The sequence below is a fragment of the Streptomyces sp. NPDC057010 genome (genome assembly GCF_042673805.1).
Classification (GTDB): Bacteria; Actinomycetota; Actinomycetes; order Streptomycetales; family Streptomycetaceae; genus Streptomyces.
The window spans coordinates 63,212-81,394 of sequence record NZ_JBHUSC010000011.1 but is presented as its reverse complement, the minus strand read 5'-3'; the positions used below and the strand labels follow the sequence as shown (position 1 = coordinate 81,394).

The following is an 18,183-nucleotide window of genomic DNA, read 5'->3' as shown; positions in this document are numbered from 1 at the left end:
ATGGTTGTTAGTTAATTCGGGGGCGCCCGTCGGGCGGGGGGGGGGCGCCCCCCCCCCCCGACCGTCCTCCGGTCACTCACCGGGACGGATTACTTCTCGTCCTGGTAGCACGGCTGGTCGCCGCCGAGCAGGCGCAGCTTCAGGTCGGGCAGCTTGAAGGTGCCCGCCGTCGTCGCCCACGCCTTCTGCCGGACGTTCGTCAGCACGGCCTTGTCGGCGCGCTGCGAGAACGCGTACGGGCTGGAGACCGTACCGGCCTGCGGCTTCGTCTTGTGGCTCGCGTCGCCGACCGCGACACCGATGTCCAGGTTCTTGAACTCGGCGTCGGTGTCGAGCTCGGCAACATCCAGGTAGATGTTGTCGGCGACGGCCGGCTTGCCCTTGTGGCCCGTGCGCAGCTGCAGCGTGATGTTGCCGAGCGGCGTCGGCGTCACCAGCGACTGGCACATGTTGGTGATTTCCGCGTGGCTGAACCCGGAGATGGTGACCGGGTGGTGCTGCGCGTTGCCCTTGAGGTCGTGACCCTCGGCGATACCGCCGTACTGGATGAGGTTGTCACCGTCGAGCTTGTCGGCCGAGACCTTGAAGTCCTGGCCGGAGACGCTGAAGGACGCCGCGAGGGCACCCTGCGCCAGACCCACACCGACCGCGGCGGTGGCCGCGATGCTCGGCACCATGACGAGCGCGAAGCGCTTCCATCTGGTCCCGCCACGAACCTGAGAACTCATTTCGTTCCTCCTTCTCGGACGTACATCTCCGGTCCGGGCCGTGCCCGTCCTGGGATGGGAGAAGTGCTACGTCCTCGGGAAGGAGCGCAGGCGGCCGGGCCGCGGCAGTGCCACGTCCGATACACCGGCGATCACCCCCGAGCGACAACCACTGGGCCACGCGTTCGCGCAACCTGGAGGACAGGCCCCACCGTGTGGCGGAGACCCCCCTGTCCCACACCCGGTGCCACTGCCACCGGGCGGCTCGGTGGGGACCCTCCACCGCGGCTCCGGATGAGCGGCTCTGCGGGAAGGACCGAGCGTCGCCGATCGTGGTCCATTCCCGGCCGGGGCACAAGGGGGTTCGTTACTGGCGGGTAACGGCCAGATAACCTGAGCACGACCTGCTGCCATCGGCAAGCAACACAGGGTGTTACCAAGGGCCACGACAATCGGCGGAAGTGTGAACACACCGGACACTTCACGGGGTTCGATTTACTGCGAGTAACAGCGGCCGCAATTGCCAAGTTTTGGCAAAGTGCGGCCGCTGTTTATCTACGTGTCAACAAATCGTCGGCGGCCCGGCGGTGCGCGGCGCACCTCGGGAGGCCGCCTCCGGACGCCGTTCTAGAAGAGCACCCGGGCGAGCGCCGTACGCGCCGCCGTCACGCGAGGGTCCTCCGACCCGATGACCTCGAACAGCTCCAGCAGCCGGACCCGTACGGCATCGCGGTCGTCACCGAACGTCACCTTCACGGTGTCCACCAGGCGCCCGAAGGCGTCCTCCACGTGCCCGCCGGCCAGATCCAGATCGGCCGCGGCCATCTGCGCGGCCGGGTCGCGCGGGTTCTCGGCGGCCGCGGCGCGCACCGCCTGCGGGTCCATGTGCTGGACCCGGCTCAGCAGCTCGGCCTGGGCCAGACCCAGCTTGGCCTCGGTGTTGCCCGGGTCGTCGGACAGGACGTTCTTGTACGCCTGCACCGCACCGCCCAGGTCTCCGGCGTCGAGCGCGACGACGGCCGCCTCCAGCAGGGCGTCGTACGGGCCGGCCGGGATCTCGGCCGCAGCCGCCGGGGCCACTCCCTCGGCGTTCGGGTCCACTTCGATGCCGATGATCCCGAAGCGCTCCTCGGCGACCTGCACCAGCTGGGCGAGGGTCTCGCGGATCTGCTGCTCGGGGGCCACGCCCTGGAACAGCGGCAGCACCTGGCCGGCGACCACGGCGAACACGGCCGGGATGCCCTGGATGCCGAACTGCTGCATCAGCATCTGGTTGGCGTCGACGTCGATCTTGGCGAGCACGAGGCGGCCGTTGGCCTCGGTGATCAGGCGCTCCAGGAGCGGGCTGAGCTGCTTGCACGGCTGGCACCACTCGGCCCAGAAGTCCAGGACGACCGGGACCTCGGCGGAGAGCTGGAGCACATCGCGTTCAAAGCCGGCCTCGTCGACGTCGATGACGAGCGCGGAGGGCGGCACGGCGCCGGCGGCCGGACCGGCCCCGCCGCCCTGGGCCGCCTGCCGTGCCGCTTCGGCGCGGGCCTGCTCGGCCTTGGCCTTGGCCTCGCCGGCCGCCTTCACCGCGGCGAGGTCGACGACGCCGCTCATGGACATGTTTCTGGGCTGCATGCGTACATCCTCCCCCGTGTGCGCGCGCCGATGAAAAAGATCGCGTGAATTGCCGTGGTCCCGCGGCCGTTCCGCGTTGCGGCGCCGGGTCCCCACCTGGCGCCTGTAGCCCTTCGCGTGGTTGTCGCTCTTACGCTACGAGCCGTAGCGTAACTCCTCGCGGGCCTCCTGCGCCCCGTGATCTGAACCACAGCGGTTCGGGACCCGGCCGGATGGCTACCGACGGGTATGGTCTCGGCCATGCGCAACCCCAGTCCCGGATCCAGCCCCGCCCGCACCGGCCGCCCCCGCAGTGCCGCCGCGGACGCCGCCATCCTCGCTGCTACGCGGGACGCGCTGGTGGAACTGGGCTGGTCGAAGCTGACGATGGGCGACGTGTCGGCCCGGGCGGGCGTGGCCAAAACCACCCTCTACCGCCGGTGGGCGGGCAAGAACGAGCTGGTCGTCGACGCGGTCGCGGAGCTCTTCGACTCTCTCGAACTCCCGGACCGGGGCTCCCTCGAAGCCGACATCGAGTACGTGGTCCTGCAGTTCGCGGCGCTGCTGCGGCGCCCGGAGGCCCGTACGGCCCTGATGGCGGTCGTCGCCGAGTCCACCCGGGACGAGGCCCTGCGCGACCGGATCCGGTCGGCCATCGTGGACCGGCAGAAACGTCTCGTCGTACTGGGCCGCGAGCGGGCGCAGGCCCGCGGGGAACTTCCGTACGAGGATGACGAGTCCCTCGCCGGCCACACGACGGACCTGATCTTCGACGTGATCGCGGGCACGGTGGTGCACCGCGCCCTGGTCAGCTCGGAACCGGTGGACGAGCTGTGGGTCGCCACCTTCACGGCCCTGCTGATGCACGGCCTCCAGGGGCCGGCGACCTCCTGACCGGCCCTGCGGGAACCGGTCCGGGCGCGGGGGCAGCGCCGCCGCAACGGCGCCGCACCCGCCCCTCGACCGGCGGCTAGAAGCCCGGGGGCTCCGTGTAGACGCCCCACTCCTCGCGCAGGACGTTGCAGATCTCGCCCAGCGTGGCCTCGGCCCGCACGGCGTCGAGCATGGCCGGAATCATGTTCGACCCGTCCCGGGCGGCGTCGATCATCGCGGCCAGCGACTCCGACACCTTCGCGTCGTCGCGCAGGCCCTTGCGGTCGGCGAGGACCCGCACCTGCTCGCGCTCCACCTCGTGGCTGACCCGCAGGATCTCCAGGTCCCCGGTGACCGAGCCGTGGTGGACGTTGACGCCGACGACCCGCTTGTCGCCCTTCTCCAGGGCGCGCTGGTACTGGAAGGCCGACTCGGCGATCTCCCCGGTGAACCAGCCGTCCTCGATGCCGCGCAGGATGCCCGAGGTGATCGGCCCGATGGGGTGCTGCCCGTTCGGGTGGGCGCGCAGGCCGCGCTCCTTGATCTGCTCGAAGATCTTCTCGGCGTCCGCCTCGATGCGGTCGGTGAGCTGCTCGACGTACCAGGAACCGCCCAGCGGGTCGGCCACGTTGGCGACGCCGGTCTCCTCCATCAGCACCTGCTGGGTGCGCAGGGCGATCTCGGCCGCCTGCTCGCTCGGCAGCGCGAGGGTCTCGTCGAGGGCGTTGGTGTGCAGGGAGTTCGTGCCGCCGAGGACGGCGGCGAGGGCCTCGACGGCGGTGCGCACGACGTTGTTGTACGGCTGCTGGGCGGTGAGGGAGACCCCGGCGGTCTGCGTGTGGAAGCGCAGCCACATGGACTTCTCGCTCTTCGCCCCGTAGACCTCCTTCATCCAGCGGGCCCAGATGCGGCGGGCGGCGCGGAACTTGGCGATCTCCTCGAAGAAGTCGAGGTGCGCGTCGAAGAAGAAGGAGAGCCCGGGCGCGAAGTGGTCCACGTCCATCCCGCGCGAGAGGCCGAGCTCCACGTAGCCGAATCCGTCGGCGAGGGTGTAGGCGAGCTCCTGCGCGGCCGTGGCCCCCGCCTCGCGGATGTGGTAGCCGGAGACGGAGAGCGGCTTGTAGGCGGGGATGCCCTTGGCGCAGTACTCCATGAGGTCGCCGATGAGGCGCAGGTGCGGCTCGGGCTCGAAGAGCCACTCCTTCTGGGCGATGTACTCCTTGAAGATGTCGGTCTGGAGCGTGCCGTTGAGGACGGCGGGGTCCACGCCCTGCCGCTCGGCGGCGACCAGGTACATGCAGAAGGCGGGCACGGCGGGGCCCGAGATGGTCATCGAGGTGGTCACGTCGCCGAGCGGGATGTCCTTGAACAGGACCTCCATGTCGGCGGCGGAGTCTATGGCGACCCCGCAGTGGCCGACCTCGCCGAGGGAGCGGGGGTCGTCGGAGTCGCGCCCCATGAGGGTCGGCATGTCGAAGGCCACGGAGAGCCCGCCGCCGCCGGCGGCCAGGATCATCTTGTAGCGCTCGTTGGTCTGCTCGGCGTTCCCGAACCCGGCGAACTGCCGGATGGTCCAGGTCCGCCCGCGGTAGCCGGTGGCGTGCAGGCCCCGGGTGTAGGGGTACTCCCCCGGCCACCCGATGCGCTCGAACCCCTCGTACGCGTCGCCGGGCCGGGGCCCGTAGACCGGATCGACGGCATCGCCGGAGAGCGTGGTGAAGTCTGCCTCGCGCTTGCGGGCCTTGTCATAACGGGCCTGCCAGCGGCGGCGGCCCTCCTCGATGGCGTCTGCGTCCATACCCACGAATTTACTAGGACGTCCTAGTAAATGTCGATGGGCAACCCCCGGGGAGATGTCCCCGGGGGAGATTCGCCCTGGTGGCGCAGTGCCGGCGGCTAGGCCTTCGCGGTCGCGAGACCGTCCGCGACCAGCGGTTCGACCTCGGCGCGGACCTTGCGCTCGACGAAGAAGGCGGCCAGCGGAATGGTGCCGCTGATCATGACCCACAGCATCTTGCCGAAGGACCACTTCGCCTTGGAGCTCAGGTCGAAGGCGAAGACCAGGTAGATCATGAAGAGCACACCGTGGGCCTGGGACACCACGAAGGTCAGATCGGCGCCCTTGTCGAAGCCGTACTTGAAGACCATGCAGGTGCAGAGCACCAGCAGCATCACGGCGGTCGCGAAAGCCATCACCCGGTAGCGGGTCAGCACACTGCGTTTCATGGCGTCGAGCCTAACCGTCCGCTTTGCGCGATCTTGACCGGGGCCGGTCCGTAGCGGACACCCCTAGCTCTCCTCGAAGTCGGCGGCGGCGACGCGCAGGGGGCGCAGCAGCGCGAAGATCTCCGCGCACTCCTCGGCGTCGTACGCACTCAGGCCGAAGTCGATCTCCATCAGGTCCCTGGTGGCGGCCTCGACGACCTCGCGCCCCTTGTCCGTGATGGAGGCGAGCGTGCCGCGGCCGTCGTTCGGGTTGGGCCGCTTGTCGACGAGCCCGGACAGCACCAGCCGGTCGACGGTGTTGGTCACCGAGGTCGGGTGGACCATGAGGCGCTCGCCGATCTTCGACATCGGCAGCTCGCCGGCCTTGGAGAAGGTGAGCAGCACCAGCGCCTCGTACCGCGCGAAGGTCAGCCCGTACGGCTTGACCACCGCGTCGACCTCGCCGAGCAGGATCTGGTGCGCCCGCATGATCGAGGTGATGGCGGCCATCGAGGGCACCGGCCCCCACCGCTGCCGCCAGAGCTCGTCGGCGCGGGCGATGGGGTCGAAGGGAAGGCTGAGCGGCTTGGGCACGCCCCAGACCCTACCGGGCGGTCATATGACCGGGAGCCCCGTCTCACTCCTCGGCCCGCCCCGTCTCCGTCCTGCCGCCCGGAGTTCGGCGAGGAGCAGCAGGACGACGTCGGCCGGCGGCCCCGCGATCCGGGAACGCGTTCGGGCGGTGAGTAAGGACCCCGGCGCGTCAGCCCTCGGCCAGGTGCCGTTCCACCGTCTCGACCTTCGAGGTGATCCCGTCGGAGACGCCCGGGCGGATGTCGGCCTTGAGGATGAAGGAGACCCGGGGCGCACGCTCCTCCACCGCGGCCACCGCGCGCCGGACCACGTCCATGACCTGGTCCCACTCGCCCTCGACCGTGGTGAACATCGCATCCGTGCGGTTCGGCAGCCCGGACTCGCGGACCACGCGGACCGCGTCGGCCACGTACTCGCCGACCTCTTCACCGACCCCCAGCGGGGTCACCGAGAACGCGACGATCATGCCTCGGCCGCCTCGCGCGCGCGGGCCGCGATGATGCTGTCGGCCTCGTCCCGCTTGAGCAGCTTGTCGCCGTAGAGGCCGCCGAAGGGCACCAGCGCCAGGACGAAGAACAGGGCGACCTTCTTGGCCGGCCACTTGGCCTTGTTCCAGACGTCCAGCAGGAAGACCAGGTAGATGAGGAACAGGATCCCGTGCAGGAGGCCGAGCGGCATCTTCAGCGCGTCGAAACCCGTCAGCCAGGTCAGCAACGTGCCGAAGATCAGCAGGGCCGGGAACGACAGCGCCTCCGGAACGGAGATGAGGCGCAGCCGGTGCAGGGCGGAGGCGGTCTTGATGTCCACGTCGGAACCTTCGGGGTGGAGGCCAGGGCCTCCCAGTGTCTCAGCCGCTTTGCGGGATCTTGACCCGGGCCCCCGCGCGGTCGCCGCACGCCCGGCTGTGGCGTATATCGGCCACGCGACTCTGTTCGGGTCCGCCCGGTGCCGATAACGTCATCCCGTGGCTCAGTTCCGACTCCAAGGCAGCAAGGTGCTGGCCGTCGACCTGACCGGGGACGCCGTGAAAGCGAAGAACGGCTCCATGGTCGCGTACGACGGTCAGATGGCCTTCAAGAAGATGACAGGCGGCGGCGAAGGCCTCCGCGGCATGGTGACCCGCCGGCTGACCGGCGAGCAGATGACCGTGATGGAAGTGCAGGGACACGGCACCTGCTTCTTCGCCGACCGCGCGAGTGAGATCAATCTGGTCAACCTGCGCGGCGAGAAGCTCTACGTCGAGTCCAGCAACCTGCTGTGCACCGACGCCGGTCTGCGCACCGGCACCACCTTCACCGGCCTGCGCGGCGCGACGACGGGCAACGGCCTGTTCACGACGACCGTCGAGGGCACCGGCCAGGCGGCGATCATGTCCGACGGCCCGGCGGTGGTGCTGCGCGTCAGCGCCCAGTACCCCCTCTCCGTCGACCCGGGCGCGTACATCGCCCACACCGGCAACCTCCAGCAGTCCTTCCAGTCCGGCGTCAACTTCCGCACGCTGATCGGCGAGGGCTCCGGCGAGTCCTTCCAGATCCGCTTCGAGGGCGAGGGCCTGGTGTACGTGCAGCCCAGCGAGCGCAACACCATCGGGGGCGACATCTGATGCCGTTCCGCGAGATCAACTCGAAGATGGTCGAGGCCCAGGTCGTCCCCGGGCAGAAGATGTACAGCCAGCGCGGCGCGATGCTCGCCTACCGCGGCGACGTCTCCTTCACCCCCAGCATCACCGGCGGTCAGGGCGGCGTGATGGGGATGATCGGGCGCCGCGTGGCGAACGAGCAGACCCCGCTGATGTCGGTCGAGGGCAACGGCACCGTGATGTTCGGCCACGGCGGCCACCACATCCAGGTGATCAACCTGACCGGCGAGACCCTCTACGTGGAGGCCGACCGGCTGCTCGCCTTCGACGGCACCCTCCAGCAGGGCACGATGTTCATGGGCTCGCAGGGCGGGGTCATGGGCATGGTCCGCGGCCAGGTGACCGGCCAGGGCCTGTTCACCACCACCCTCAAGGGCCACGGCTCGGTCGCCGTGATGGCCCACGGCGGGGTCATCGAGCTGCCCATCACCCCGCAGCGCCCGGTCCACGTGGACCCGCAGGCGTACGTCGCCCATCACGGGGACGTGCGCAACAAGCTCTCCACCGCGCTGGGCTGGCGCGACATGGTGGGGCGCGGCTCGGGCGAGGCGTTCCAGCTGGAGCTGTCCGGCCAGGGCGCGGTGTACGTACAGGCCTCGGAGGAGAAGCTGTGAACTTTGGTCCCGTGACGGGCGGACCCGGCGGCCCGACCGTCTTCGACCCGTACACCCTGCCCTCCGACGACAACGTGAACGCGTACACCTTCTGCGTGGAGCTCAAGGGGAGCCAGTGGTTCCTGCAGAAGGGCAAGATGATCTCGTACTACGGGCGCATCGAGTTCAACGGCATCGGGAACGGCCGCTTCGACCGGCTGCTGCGCACCAGCTTCCACTCGCCGCTCCACGCGAGCGACTGGGTGGTGGCCGAGGGGCAGGGCAAGATGCTGCTGGCCGACCGGGCCTTCGACGTGAACTCGTACGACCTGGACAACGGGAACCTGACGATCCGCTCGGGCAACCTGCTCGCCTACCAGCCCTCCCTCGCCCTGAAGCAGTCGATCGTGCCGGGTTTCCTGACGCTGATCGGAACCGGGAAGTTCGTCGCGGCGTCCAACGGGCCGGTGGTGTTCATGGAGCCGCCGCTGCGCGTGGACCCGCAGGCGCTGGTGGGCTGGGCGGACTGCCCGTCCCCGTGCCACCACTACGACCACGGCTACATGTCGGGCGTGATCGGCGGGCTGCGCTCGCTGACCGGGCTCGGCGGCACCTCGGGCGAGGAGCACCAGTTCGAGTTCGTCGGAGCCGGTACGGTGCTGCTCCAGTCGTCGGAGATGCTGATGGCGGAGCAGGCGGTCGGCGCGGTCGGCGCCGGTGCGGCCGCGGGGCAGGCGCAGGGCGTCCCGGGGGCGGGCCAGGGTCCGCTCGGGCAGCTGGGCGTACCGCGGATGCCGGGGCAGCTGGGTGACCTCCAGCGCCGCTTCGGACTGTGACCCCGGGGCGGCCCGCAGACTGGCCCCTCGGGCCGCCCCCGGCCACCCATCTTTGTACGTAATTCAACTTCTTAGGTAGAGTTCATTCATGGAGACCATGGAGACCGAGACGGCCACCCGCTGGCTGACCGATTCCGAGCAGTGTGCGTGGCGCACCCACCTGGACGTCAGCAGACTGCTGATGCACCAGCTGGAAAAGGATCTCCAGCCCTTCGGACTCACCAACAACGACTACGAGATCCTCGTGAACCTCTCGGAGTCGGAGGCCCACCGGATGCGGATGAGCGATCTCGCGACCGCCACCCTGCAGTCCAAGAGCCGGCTGTCCCACCAGATCACGCGCATGGAGGCGGCGGGCCTGGTCCGCCGCGTGAACTGCGAGTCCGACCGCCGCGGCCTCTTCGCGGTGCTCACGGACGAGGGCATGGAGACCATGCGCAAGGTCGCCCCGCACCACGTGGCGTCCGTCCGCAGGCACTTCATCGACCTGCTGCCGCCGGAGGCCCTGGCGGCGCTGCGCTCCTCCCTGACCCCGGTGGCGGAGCACCTGCGCGGCACCCGCGGCAAGGTCTGACCAGGGGCGTCGCGCTCCCGGCGGCGGTATGCGGCGACCGGCCGGACAATGGGCGGGAACGCTCGCTGCCGGCCGCCCGCCCCCGGGCAACCGCGGGTACGCGGTCATGGCCGGCCTGAGGAGGTCCAGCCCATGAAGCGCAACGTGTACGTCTCCGCGGCCGCGTCCGTGGTCCTGCTCGTGGGAGGCCCGGCGGCCGCTGCCGCCGCGGCGCCCGCCGACTCGGCACGAACGGCTCCCGCGGCGGCCGCCGCCCGGGCCGACGTCTCGGCAGAGGGGGCCGCCGCCGCGGCCCTGAAGGACTATCCCGGGGTCGTCGAGTCCCTCGACCGGGACGCCAACGTCTGGCACGTGGACGTGATCACCAAGGACGGCAAGGGCCACGCCGAGCTCGAGGTCGACGCCGCGACCGGAAAGGTGACCCGCAAGCACGTCGACACCGACGAGAACGGCGACAAGCACAAGGACCTGCTGGCCGCCAAGGTCACCGCCGAGCAGGCGATCAAGGCCGCGGTCGCCGCCCACCCGGGCACGGCGTGGACCGTCGAGTGGGACTCCGGCGACGAGGGCAAGGCGGCGTACTGGCACGTCGAGGTGCGGGGCTCCGACGGCAAGACGTGGGACGGCTCCGTGGACGCCACCACCGGCAAGGCGACCGCCCAGTACGACTCGGACAACCACTCCGACAACGACGGCGACGACGACAGCGACAACGGCTGACCCCGTACGCACCGGGAGCCGCGCCCCGGGTGGGGCGCGGCTCCCGTCACGTGCGTCAGGCGTTGGGACGCTTGCCGTGGTTCGCCTTCTTCTTCTTGCGTGCTCGCTTCTTGTTGCCGCGCTTGGCCATGAGCCATCACTCCCTGGATCGGGGTATTCCGGGCGTTCGCCAGTCTAGGGTCGCCCGGCCCCGCCCGCATCAGGCTTCGGCCAGGCTGCCCAACAGCGTGTCGGCGGCCGCGTACGGATCCAGCTCCCCGGCCGCGACCCGGGCCGCCAGCGCGTCGAGCCGGGCGTCCCCGTGCAGATCCGCCATTCGGGCCCGCAGGGCCGTCACCGCGATCGTCTCCACCTCGCGCGCCGCCCGCGCCGTGCGCCGCTCGGCCAGCACGCCCCGCTCGTCCATCCACGCCCGGTGCTTCTCCAGCGCCTCGACCAGCTCGTCGATTCCCTGCGCCCGCGCGGCGACCGTCTTGACGATCGGCGGACGCCAGTCCCCCGGGCCCCGGGTCTCCCCCAGGCCCAGCATGTGGTTCAGCTCCCGCGCGGTGGCGTCGGCGCCGTCCCGGTCGGCCTTGTTGACCACGTACACGTCGCCGATCTCCAGGATCCCCGCCTTCGCGGCCTGGATCCCGTCGCCCATCCCGGGGGCCAGCAGCACCACCGAGGTGTCGGCCTGCGCGGCGATCTCCACCTCCGACTGCCCGACCCCGACCGTCTCGACGAGGATCACCTCGCAGCCGGCCGCGTCCAGCACCCGGATCGCCTGCGGGGCGGCCCAGGCCAGGCCGCCCAGGTGCCCGCGGGTGGCCATCGAGCGGATGTAGACCCCGGGGTCGGAGGCGTGGTCCGACATCCGCACCCGGTCGCCGAGCAGCGCCCCGCCGGAGAACGGCGAGGACGGGTCGACGGCGAGCACGCCGACCCGCTTCCCGGCCTTGCGGTACGCGGACACCAGCGCCGAGGTCGAGGTCGACTTGCCGACGCCCGGCGACCCCGTCAGCCCCACCACGTACGCGTTGCCGGTGAGCGGCGCCAGCGCCGCCATCACCTCGCGCAGCTGCGGGGACGCCCCCTCGACCAGCGAGATCAGCCGGGCCACCGCTCTCGGCCGACCCTCGCGTGCCTGGGCCACCAGCTGGGGGACGTCCACCGCCGTCATGTGTGCTGCGCTCCTCGGTTCTCGTACGGGGTACGGGTGCTGCTGCTACGGCCGCGGGTGCGGCCGGGTGCTCACGCCCCGGGGACGCGGACGATCAGGGCGTCGCCCTGGCCGCCGCCACCGCACAGGGCGGCCGCGCCGACCCCGCCGCCGCGGCGCTTGAGCTCCAGCGCCAGGTGCAGCACCACGCGGGCGCCGGACATGCCGATCGGGTGCCCCAGGGCAATGGCGCCACCGTTGACGTTCACCCTTTCCGGGGTCACCCCGAGGTCCTTCATTGACTGCACGGCGACGGCGGCGAAGGCCTCGTTGATCTCGATCAGATCCAGGTCGGAGACCTCCAGGCCCTCCTTCTTCAGGGCGTGCAGGATCGCGTTCGACGGCTGCGACTGGAGGGAGTTGTCCGGGCCGGCCACGTTGCCGTGCGCGCCGATCTCGGCGAGCCACTCCAGGCCCAGCTCCTCGGCCTTGGCCTTGCTCATCACGACCACGGCGGCGGCGCCGTCGCTGATCTGCGAGGAGGTGCCGGCGGTGATGGTGCCGTCCTTGGCGAAGGCGGGGCGGAGCTTGCCGAGCGACTCCGCGGTGGTCTCCGGACGGATGCCTTCGTCCTTGGAGAAGACGACCGGCTCGCCCTTGCGCTGCGGGATCTCGACCGGAGTGATCTCCGCGTCGAAGACGCCGTTCTTCTGCGCGGCGGCGGCCCGCTGGTGCGAGGCGGCGGCGAACTCGTCCTGCGGGGCGCGCTCGATGCCCAGGCGGGTGTTGTGCTTCTCGGTGGACTCGCCCATCGCGATGTTCTCGAAGGCGTCGGTGAGGCCGTCGTAGGCCATCGCGTCGAGCATCTCGATGGCGCCGTACTTGTAGCCCTCGCGCGACTTGGGCAGCAGGTGCGGCGCGTTCGTCATGGACTCCTGGCCGCCCGCGACCACGATGTCGAACTCACCGGCGCGGATCAGCTGGTCGGCGAGGGCGATCGCGTCCAGACCGGACAGACACACCTTGTTGATGGTCAGGGCGGGCACGTTCATCGGAATGCCGGCCTTGACCGCGGCCTGGCGGGCCGGGATCTGGCCCGCGCCGGCCTGGAGCACCTGGCCCATGATCACGTACTGCACCTGGTCGCCGGAGATCCCGGCCCGGTCCAGCGCGGACTTGATGGCGAAACCGCCGAGGTCGGCACCCGAGAAGGACTTGAGCGAACCGAGCAGCCGCCCCATGGGCGTGCGGGCCCCTGCGACGATCACTGAAGTGGTGTTGTTCGTTCCGGACATGAGGCACAGCCCCTTGGATGAGAGGAGTGAACGAGGGTTTACGTCAATGTACTGAGCGGTACGGCAACGGTCACCGGGCTGTCGGTGTGATCGCGCGCACGTTGCGTGACCGGCCTCCAGGGCGGTGCACTGGTCCCATGCTGACAAGAATCGACCACATCGGGATCGCCTGCTTCGACCTGGACAAGACCGTCGAGTTCTACCGTGCCACCTACGGCTTCGAGGTGTTCCACTCCGAGGTCAACGAGGAGCAGGGCGTACGCGAGGCCATGCTCAAGATCAACGGGACGTCGGACGGCGGCGCCTCCTACCTCCAGCTCCTCGAGCCCACCCGCGAGGACTCCGCGGTCGGCAAGTGGCTGGCCAAGAACGGCGAGGGCGTCCACCACATCGCCTTCGGCACCGAGGACGTCCAGGGCGACTCGGAGGCCATCCGCGGCAAGGGCGTCCGCGTCCTCTACGACCAGCCCCGCACGGGCTCCATGGGCTCCTCCATCACCTTCCTCCACCCCAAGGACTGCCACGGAGTCCTCACCGAACTGGTCACCTCCAACCCCGCCCACTGACGGACCACTGATGGCCCGTTTCCCCGGCCGGTAGAGTGGCCATGGCTCGGCCGGGGTTCGGTGCGGAGACGGGGTCGGGGCCTGTGACCCCTGCCCCGGTATCTGACACCATTCCCCGGGGGCGCCGTTCAGCGGGCGGACGGTGCTCATTTGGGAGTGAGCTTGCGACCAGGGGACGGATGGGACCGCGCTGTGCGGGGCTACGAAAGCCAGGAGAGCCATCAGGCCGAGGCCGACCATCTCTCGCGCTTCGAGGCCGAGATGGAGCGGCTGAAGAAGGAGCGCGGGAAGGCCGTCCAGCACGCTGAGGACCTGGGATACCAGGTCGAGGTGCTGCGCGCCAAGCTCCACGAGGTACGGCGCGCTCTGGCGTCCCGCCCCGCCTACGACGGCGCGGACATGGGCTACCAGGCGGAGCAGCTGCTCCGCAACGCCCAGATCCAGGCCGACCAGATGCGCTCCGACGCCGAGCGCGAGCTGCGCGACGCCCGGGCCCAGACCCAGCGCATCCTCCAGGAGCACGCCGAGCACCAGGCGCGCCTCCAGGCCGAGCTCCACACCGAGGCCGTCAACCGGCGCCAGCGCCTGGACCAGGAGCTCAACGAGCGCCGCCAGACCGTCGAGGCCCACGTCAACGAGAACGTGGCCTGGGCCGAGCAGCTGCGCGCCCGTACGGAGTCCCAGGCGCGCCGGCTCATGGAGGAGTCCCGCGCCGAGGCCGAGCAGTCCCTGAACGCGGCCCGCGCCGAGGCCGCCCGGGTCGCCGAGGAGACCCGGCGCCGGATGGCCGCCGACGCGGAGGCCGCCCGTACCGAGGCCGAGGCCACCCTGCTGCGCGCCCGCAAGGAGGCCGAGCGGCTGCTGACCGCCGCGTCCACGCAGGCCCAGGAGGCCAGCGAGCACGCGGAGCGGCTGCGTTCGACCACCTCCGCCGAGGCGGAGCAGACCCGCCAGCAGACCCTCGACCTTGGCCGGGTGGCCGAGTCCCGCGTGCAGGAGGCCGACGCCGCCCTGCGCGAGGCCCGGGCCGCGGCCGAGAAGGTGCTCGCGGAGGCCAAGGAGAGCGCCGCCCGCCAGCTCGCGTCGGCGGAGTCCGTCAACGAGCAGCGCACCCGTACCGCCAAGGAGCAGGTCGCCCGGCTGGTCGGCGAGGCCACCAAGGAGGCCGACGCCCTCAAGGCGGAGGCCGAGCAGGCCGTGGCCGACGCCCGCGCGGAGGCCGAGCGGCTGCGCACCGAGGCCGGCGAGCAGGCCCGTACGGCGGCGGCCGAGGACACCGCGGCGCAGCTGGCGAAGGCCGCCCGCACCGCCGAGGACGTACTGAACAAGGCCTCGGAGGACGCCCGGGCCACCACCCGCGCCGCCTCCGAGGAGGCCGAGCGGATCCGCCGCGAGGCGGAGGCCGAGGCCGACCGGCTGCGCCTGCAGGCGGCGGCCACGGCCGATGAGCTCAAGGGCGCCGCGAAGGACGACACCGAGGAGTACCGGGCCCGTACGGTCGAGCTCCAGGAGGAGGCCCGCAGACTGCGCGGCGAGGCCGAGCAGTTGCGCGCGGAGGCCGTCGCCGAGGGCGAGCGGATCCGCGGCGAGGCCCGCCGCGAGGCGGTCCAGCAGATCGAGGAGGCGGCCAAGACCGCCGAGGAGCTGCTCGGCAAGGCCAAGGCGGACGCGGACGAGCTGCGCGGCGGGGCGACCGCCGAGAGCGAGCGGGTCCGCGCCGAGGCCGTCGAGCGGGCCGGCACGCTGCGCCGGCAGGCCGAGGAGACCCTGGAGCGCACCCGCGCCGAGGCGGAGCGGCTGCGCGCCGAGGCCGAGGAGCAGGCCGAGGCCGTCCGGGCCGAGGCGGACGCGGCGGCCCTCGCCCGGCGCGAGGAGACCGAGCAGGCCCTGGCCGCGAAGCGTGCGGAGGCCGACGAGGAACTCGTACGGCTGCACACGGACGCCGAGAACCGGCTGGGCACGGCCGAGCAGACGCTGCGCGACGCCCGCGCGGCCGCGGAGAACATCCGCAGGGAGACCACCGAGGAGACCGACCGGCTGCGCGCCGAGTCGGCGGAGCGGATCCGCACCCTCCAGACGCAGTCGGAGGCGGAGGCCGACCAGCTGCGCACCGACGCGGCGCAGGACGCCGGCCGGGTCCGCGCGGAGGCCGAGCAGGTAGCCGTACGGCTGCGCGGCGAGGCCGAGGCCGAGGCGGAGCGGGTGCGTTCCGAGGCCCAGGAGACCGCGGACCGGCTGCGCGCCGAGGCGAAGGCGGCGGCCGAGCGGGTCGCCGCGGAGGCCGCGGAGGCCCTGGCCGCCGCGCAGGAGGAGGCCGCCCGGCGGCGCCGGGAGTCCGAGGAGACCCTCGCGTCGGCCCGGACGGACGCGGAGAGCGAGCGCGCCCAGGCCCGCGAGCAGAGCGAGGAACTGCTGGCGCAGGCCCGCAAGCGCTCCGAGGAGGCGCAGGCCGAGGCGATCTGGCTGACGGAGGAGGCCGAGCGCCGCGCGTCGGAGCTGGTGTCGGCGGCGGAGGCCACCGCGCAGCAGGTGCGGGACTCCGTGGCCGGGCTGCACGAGCAGGCCGAGGAGGAGGTCGCCGGACTGCGCAGTGCGGCGGAGCACGCGGCGCAGCGTACGAAGACGGAGGCCGAGGAAGAGGCCGAGCGGGTCCGCGGCGACGCGTACGCGGAGCGGGAGCGGGCCACCGAGGACGCCAACCGGATCCGCAGCGAGGCCCGTACGGAGACGGACGCGGCGAAGGCCCTTGCCGAGCGGACGGTCGGCGACGCGATCGCCGAGGCGGAGCAGCTGCGCAGCGACACGGCGGAGTACGCGCAGCGGGTGCGTACGGAGGCAACGGACGCGCTGGCGGCGGCCGAGCGGGACGCGGCCCGTACCCGGGCGGACGCCCGTGACGACGCGAACCGGATCCGCGGCGAGGCGGCGGAGTCCCTGGAGGCGGCCCGCGCCGAGGGGGCCCGGATCACGGCCGAGGCCACCGCGGAGGCGGAGCGGCACACCGAGGAGACGCGCGCCGCGAACGCGGCCACCGTCGGCGAGGCCACGGCCGAGGCGGAGCGGATCACCGCGGAGGCGGCGCAGGCGGCGGAGGCGACCCGCGCCGAGGCCGCGAGCACCCTGGACGAGGCCCGGGCCGAGGGCAACCGGCTGCGTACCGAGGCCGCGGAACAGGCGGACCGGCTCATCACGGAGGCCACGGCCGAGGCCGAGCGCCTCACCGCGGAGACCGCGGCCGCGAACGCCGCCACCGTCGGCGAGGCCGAGGCAGCCGCGCAGGCGCTGCGCGTGAAGGCGGAGCGGCTCGCCGCCCAGGCGGCCGAGACGCTGGTCGCGGCCGAGCGGGACGCGGCGCGCGTGCTGGTCGACGCCCGCACCGAGGGCGACCGGCTCGTCGACGAGACGCGCGCGGCCAACGAAGCCACGGTCGGCGAGGCCGCGGCGGAGGCCGAGCGGCTGCGCACGGAGGCCGCACGGGTACTGGACGACGCCCGCGCGGAGGGCGGCCGGATCATCGGCGAGGCCACCGCGGAGGCGGAGCGCGTCACGGCCGCGGCGAACGAGACCCTGGCGAGCGCCGAGCAGGAGTCCGCGCGGACGCTCGACGAGGCCCGCGAGGAGGCCAACAAGCGCCGCAGCGAGGCCGCGGAGCAGGTCGACCGGCTCATCACCGAGGCCGCGGCGGAGGCGGACAAGCTCACCGCCGAGACCCTCAAGGCCAACGAGCGGACGGTCGGCGAGGCCGCGAACGAGGCGGAGCGGCTGCGCGCGGAGGCGTCGGAGGCGCTGTCCTCGGCGCAGGAGCACGCGACCCGTACCCGGTCGGAGGCCGAGCGGGTCAAGGCGGAGGCGGCGATCGACGCGGAGCGGCTGCGCGCGGAGGCGCGCGCGGAGTCCGAGCGGCTGCTGGACGAGGCCCGCGAGGAGGCCAACAAGCGCCGCAGCGAGGCGGCGGAGCAGGTCGACCGGCTCATCACCGAGTCGGCGGCGGAGGCGGACAAGCTCACCGCCGACGCGCAGAAGCAGGCCCTGGCCGCCACCACGGCGGCCGAGGAGCAGGCCGACGCGATGGTGGACGCGGCGCGCAAGGAGGCCGCGCGGATCACCTCGGAGGCGACCGTCGAGGGCAACTCCATGGTGGAGAAGGCCCGTACGGACGCGGACGAGCTGCTGGTCGGCGCGCGGACGGACGCCGCCGCCATAAGGGAGCGGGCGGAGGAGCTGCGCGGCCGCGTCGAGACGGAGGTCGAGGAGCTGCACGAGCGGGCCCGCCGGGAGTCGGCCGAGCAGATGAAGTCGGCCGGTGAGCGCGTGGACAAGCTGGTGCGGGCGGCGACCGAGCAGAGCGTGGAGGCCGAGGCGAAGGCCAAGGCACTGGTGTCGGACGCGAGCAGCGAGGCGAGCAAGGTCCGCATCGCGGCGGTGCGCAAGGCGGAGGCGCTGCTCAAGGAGGCCGAGCAGAAGAAGGCCGAACTGGCCCGGGAGGCCGAGAACGCCCTCGCGCAGGCCAAGGCGGAGGCCGAACGGCTCGTCGAGGAGGGCCGTCGCGAGCTGGAGGTGCTGGTGCGCAGGCGCGAGGACATTCAGGCGGAGATCTCCCGTGTCCAGGACGTTCTTGAGGCGTTGGAATCATTCGAGGCGCCTTCGGGTGGCGGAAAGCCCACGGTCGGCGGCCAGGGCGCGGGGGGCGTGAAGGCCGGCGCGGCAGCGGGATCCACTCGTTCGGGTGGCAAGACGTCAGAGGGCTAGTGGTTCACAGGGATGTGTGCCTCTGATGGAGGTTCAGGCGAACGAGTGACAAGCATTCTGTCGCCTTGCCACTCAAAAGGGGTGTC

The 18,183-nt window shown here is 71.8% G+C and carries 18 protein-coding genes; 8 read left to right on the top strand and 10 right to left on the bottom strand.

What is annotated here, in order from left to right:
- Nucleotides 1–89: 89 nt before the first annotated feature.
- Entirely contained in the window at nt 90–728 is a 639-nt protein-coding gene (locus ACFTXQ_RS13950) for a DUF6230 family protein (RefSeq protein ID WP_382639950.1), read from the bottom strand.
- Between the two features lie 606 nt (nt 729–1,334).
- Nucleotides 1,335–2,333, bottom strand: a complete 999-nt coding sequence (locus tag ACFTXQ_RS13945; protein WP_382639947.1) for a tetratricopeptide repeat protein — start codon at nt 2,331–2,333, stop codon at nt 1,335–1,337.
- A gap of 240 nt (nt 2,334–2,573) precedes the next feature.
- On the opposite strand from ACFTXQ_RS13945, the gene ACFTXQ_RS13940 reads away from it, so the two are divergent.
- Nucleotides 2,574–3,206 carry a TetR/AcrR family transcriptional regulator gene (locus ACFTXQ_RS13940; RefSeq protein ID WP_382639944.1) on the top strand — a complete coding sequence of 211 codons (633 nt, stop codon included), beginning with the start codon at nt 2,574–2,576 and terminating at the stop codon, nt 3,204–3,206.
- Nucleotides 3,207–3,282: 76 nt separating this feature from the next.
- On the opposite strand, the gene ACFTXQ_RS13935 is transcribed toward ACFTXQ_RS13940, so the two are convergent.
- The 5 genes from ACFTXQ_RS13935 to ACFTXQ_RS13915 form a co-directional block, all read right to left on the bottom strand.
- Nucleotides 3,283–4,983 carry a methylmalonyl-CoA mutase gene (locus ACFTXQ_RS13935; protein ID WP_382639941.1) on the bottom strand — a complete coding sequence of 567 codons (1,701 nt, stop codon included), beginning with the start codon at nt 4,981–4,983 and terminating at the stop codon, nt 3,283–3,285.
- Between the two features lie 98 nt (nt 4,984–5,081).
- Nucleotides 5,082–5,411 carry a DUF3817 domain-containing protein gene (locus ACFTXQ_RS13930; RefSeq protein ID WP_382639939.1) on the bottom strand — a complete coding sequence of 110 codons (330 nt, stop codon included), beginning with the start codon at nt 5,409–5,411 and terminating at the stop codon, nt 5,082–5,084.
- Nucleotides 5,412–5,474: 63 nt separating this feature from the next.
- Nucleotides 5,475–5,984, bottom strand: coding sequence for a MarR family winged helix-turn-helix transcriptional regulator (locus ACFTXQ_RS13925; protein WP_382639936.1), 510 nt, complete (start codon nt 5,982–5,984; stop codon nt 5,475–5,477).
- Between the two features lie 169 nt (nt 5,985–6,153).
- Entirely contained in the window at nt 6,154–6,450 is a 297-nt protein-coding gene (locus ACFTXQ_RS13920; protein WP_382639934.1) for an MTH1187 family thiamine-binding protein, read from the bottom strand.
- Nucleotides 6,447–6,791 (bottom strand): DUF3817 domain-containing protein, encoded by a 345-nt coding sequence (locus tag ACFTXQ_RS13915; protein ID WP_382639931.1) that lies wholly within the window; start codon nt 6,789–6,791, stop codon nt 6,447–6,449. The genes ACFTXQ_RS13920 and ACFTXQ_RS13915 overlap by 4 nt, the downstream gene beginning before the upstream one ends.
- Nucleotides 6,792–6,948: 157 nt before the next feature.
- Between ACFTXQ_RS13915 and ACFTXQ_RS13910 the strand changes: the two genes are divergently transcribed.
- The 5 genes from ACFTXQ_RS13910 (at nt 6,949) to ACFTXQ_RS13890 (ending at nt 10,346) form a co-directional block, all read left to right on the top strand.
- Nucleotides 6,949–7,587 (top strand): AIM24 family protein, encoded by a 639-nt coding sequence (locus ACFTXQ_RS13910; RefSeq protein WP_382639928.1) that lies wholly within the window; start codon nt 6,949–6,951, stop codon nt 7,585–7,587.
- Nucleotides 7,587–8,237 (top strand): AIM24 family protein, encoded by a 651-nt coding sequence (locus ACFTXQ_RS13905; protein WP_382639925.1) that lies wholly within the window; start codon nt 7,587–7,589, stop codon nt 8,235–8,237. The genes ACFTXQ_RS13910 and ACFTXQ_RS13905 overlap by 1 nt, the downstream gene beginning before the upstream one ends.
- 11 nt (nt 8,238–8,248) lie before the next feature.
- The gene (locus ACFTXQ_RS13900; protein WP_382640123.1) at nt 8,249–9,052 is read left to right on the top strand and encodes an AIM24 family protein; all 804 of its coding nucleotides are present in this window, start codon (nt 8,249–8,251) and stop codon (nt 9,050–9,052) included.
- A gap of 97 nt (nt 9,053–9,149) precedes the next feature.
- Nucleotides 9,150–9,626, top strand: coding sequence for a MarR family winged helix-turn-helix transcriptional regulator (locus ACFTXQ_RS13895; RefSeq protein WP_382640121.1), 477 nt, complete (start codon nt 9,150–9,152; stop codon nt 9,624–9,626).
- 132 nt (nt 9,627–9,758) lie between these two features.
- The gene (locus tag ACFTXQ_RS13890; protein WP_382639922.1) at nt 9,759–10,346 is read left to right on the top strand and encodes a PepSY domain-containing protein; all 588 of its coding nucleotides are present in this window, start codon (nt 9,759–9,761) and stop codon (nt 10,344–10,346) included.
- 55 nt (nt 10,347–10,401) lie between these two features.
- Here the strand turns inward: ACFTXQ_RS13890 and ACFTXQ_RS13885 are convergent, their stop codons facing one another.
- The 3 genes from ACFTXQ_RS13885 to ACFTXQ_RS13875 all read right to left on the bottom strand — a co-directional run bounded on the left by ACFTXQ_RS13885 (nt 10,402) and on the right by ACFTXQ_RS13875 (nt 12,782).
- Nucleotides 10,402–10,476, bottom strand: coding sequence for a 50S ribosomal protein bL37 (locus ACFTXQ_RS13885; protein ID WP_099895366.1), 75 nt, complete (start codon nt 10,474–10,476; stop codon nt 10,402–10,404).
- Nucleotides 10,477–10,545: 69 nt separating this feature from the next.
- Nucleotides 10,546–11,508, bottom strand: coding sequence for a methylmalonyl Co-A mutase-associated GTPase MeaB (gene meaB / locus ACFTXQ_RS13880; RefSeq protein ID WP_382639919.1), 963 nt, complete (start codon nt 11,506–11,508; stop codon nt 10,546–10,548).
- Nucleotides 11,509–11,579: 71 nt separating this feature from the next.
- Entirely contained in the window at nt 11,580–12,782 is a 1,203-nt protein-coding gene (locus ACFTXQ_RS13875; protein ID WP_382639916.1) for an acetyl-CoA C-acetyltransferase, read from the bottom strand.
- A gap of 137 nt (nt 12,783–12,919) precedes the next feature.
- Here ACFTXQ_RS13875 and mce point away from each other — a divergent pair, with 137 nt between their 5' ends.
- Both mce and scy read left to right on the top strand, forming a co-directional pair.
- The gene (mce, locus tag ACFTXQ_RS13870; protein ID WP_382639913.1) at nt 12,920–13,348 is read left to right on the top strand and encodes a methylmalonyl-CoA epimerase; all 429 of its coding nucleotides are present in this window, start codon (nt 12,920–12,922) and stop codon (nt 13,346–13,348) included.
- 192 nt (nt 13,349–13,540) lie between these two features.
- A complete protein-coding gene (gene scy, locus ACFTXQ_RS13865; RefSeq protein ID WP_382639910.1) occupies nt 13,541–18,097 on the top strand; it encodes a polarized growth protein Scy in 4,557 nt (1,518 codons plus the stop codon).
- Nucleotides 18,098–18,183 lie beyond the last annotated feature (86 nt).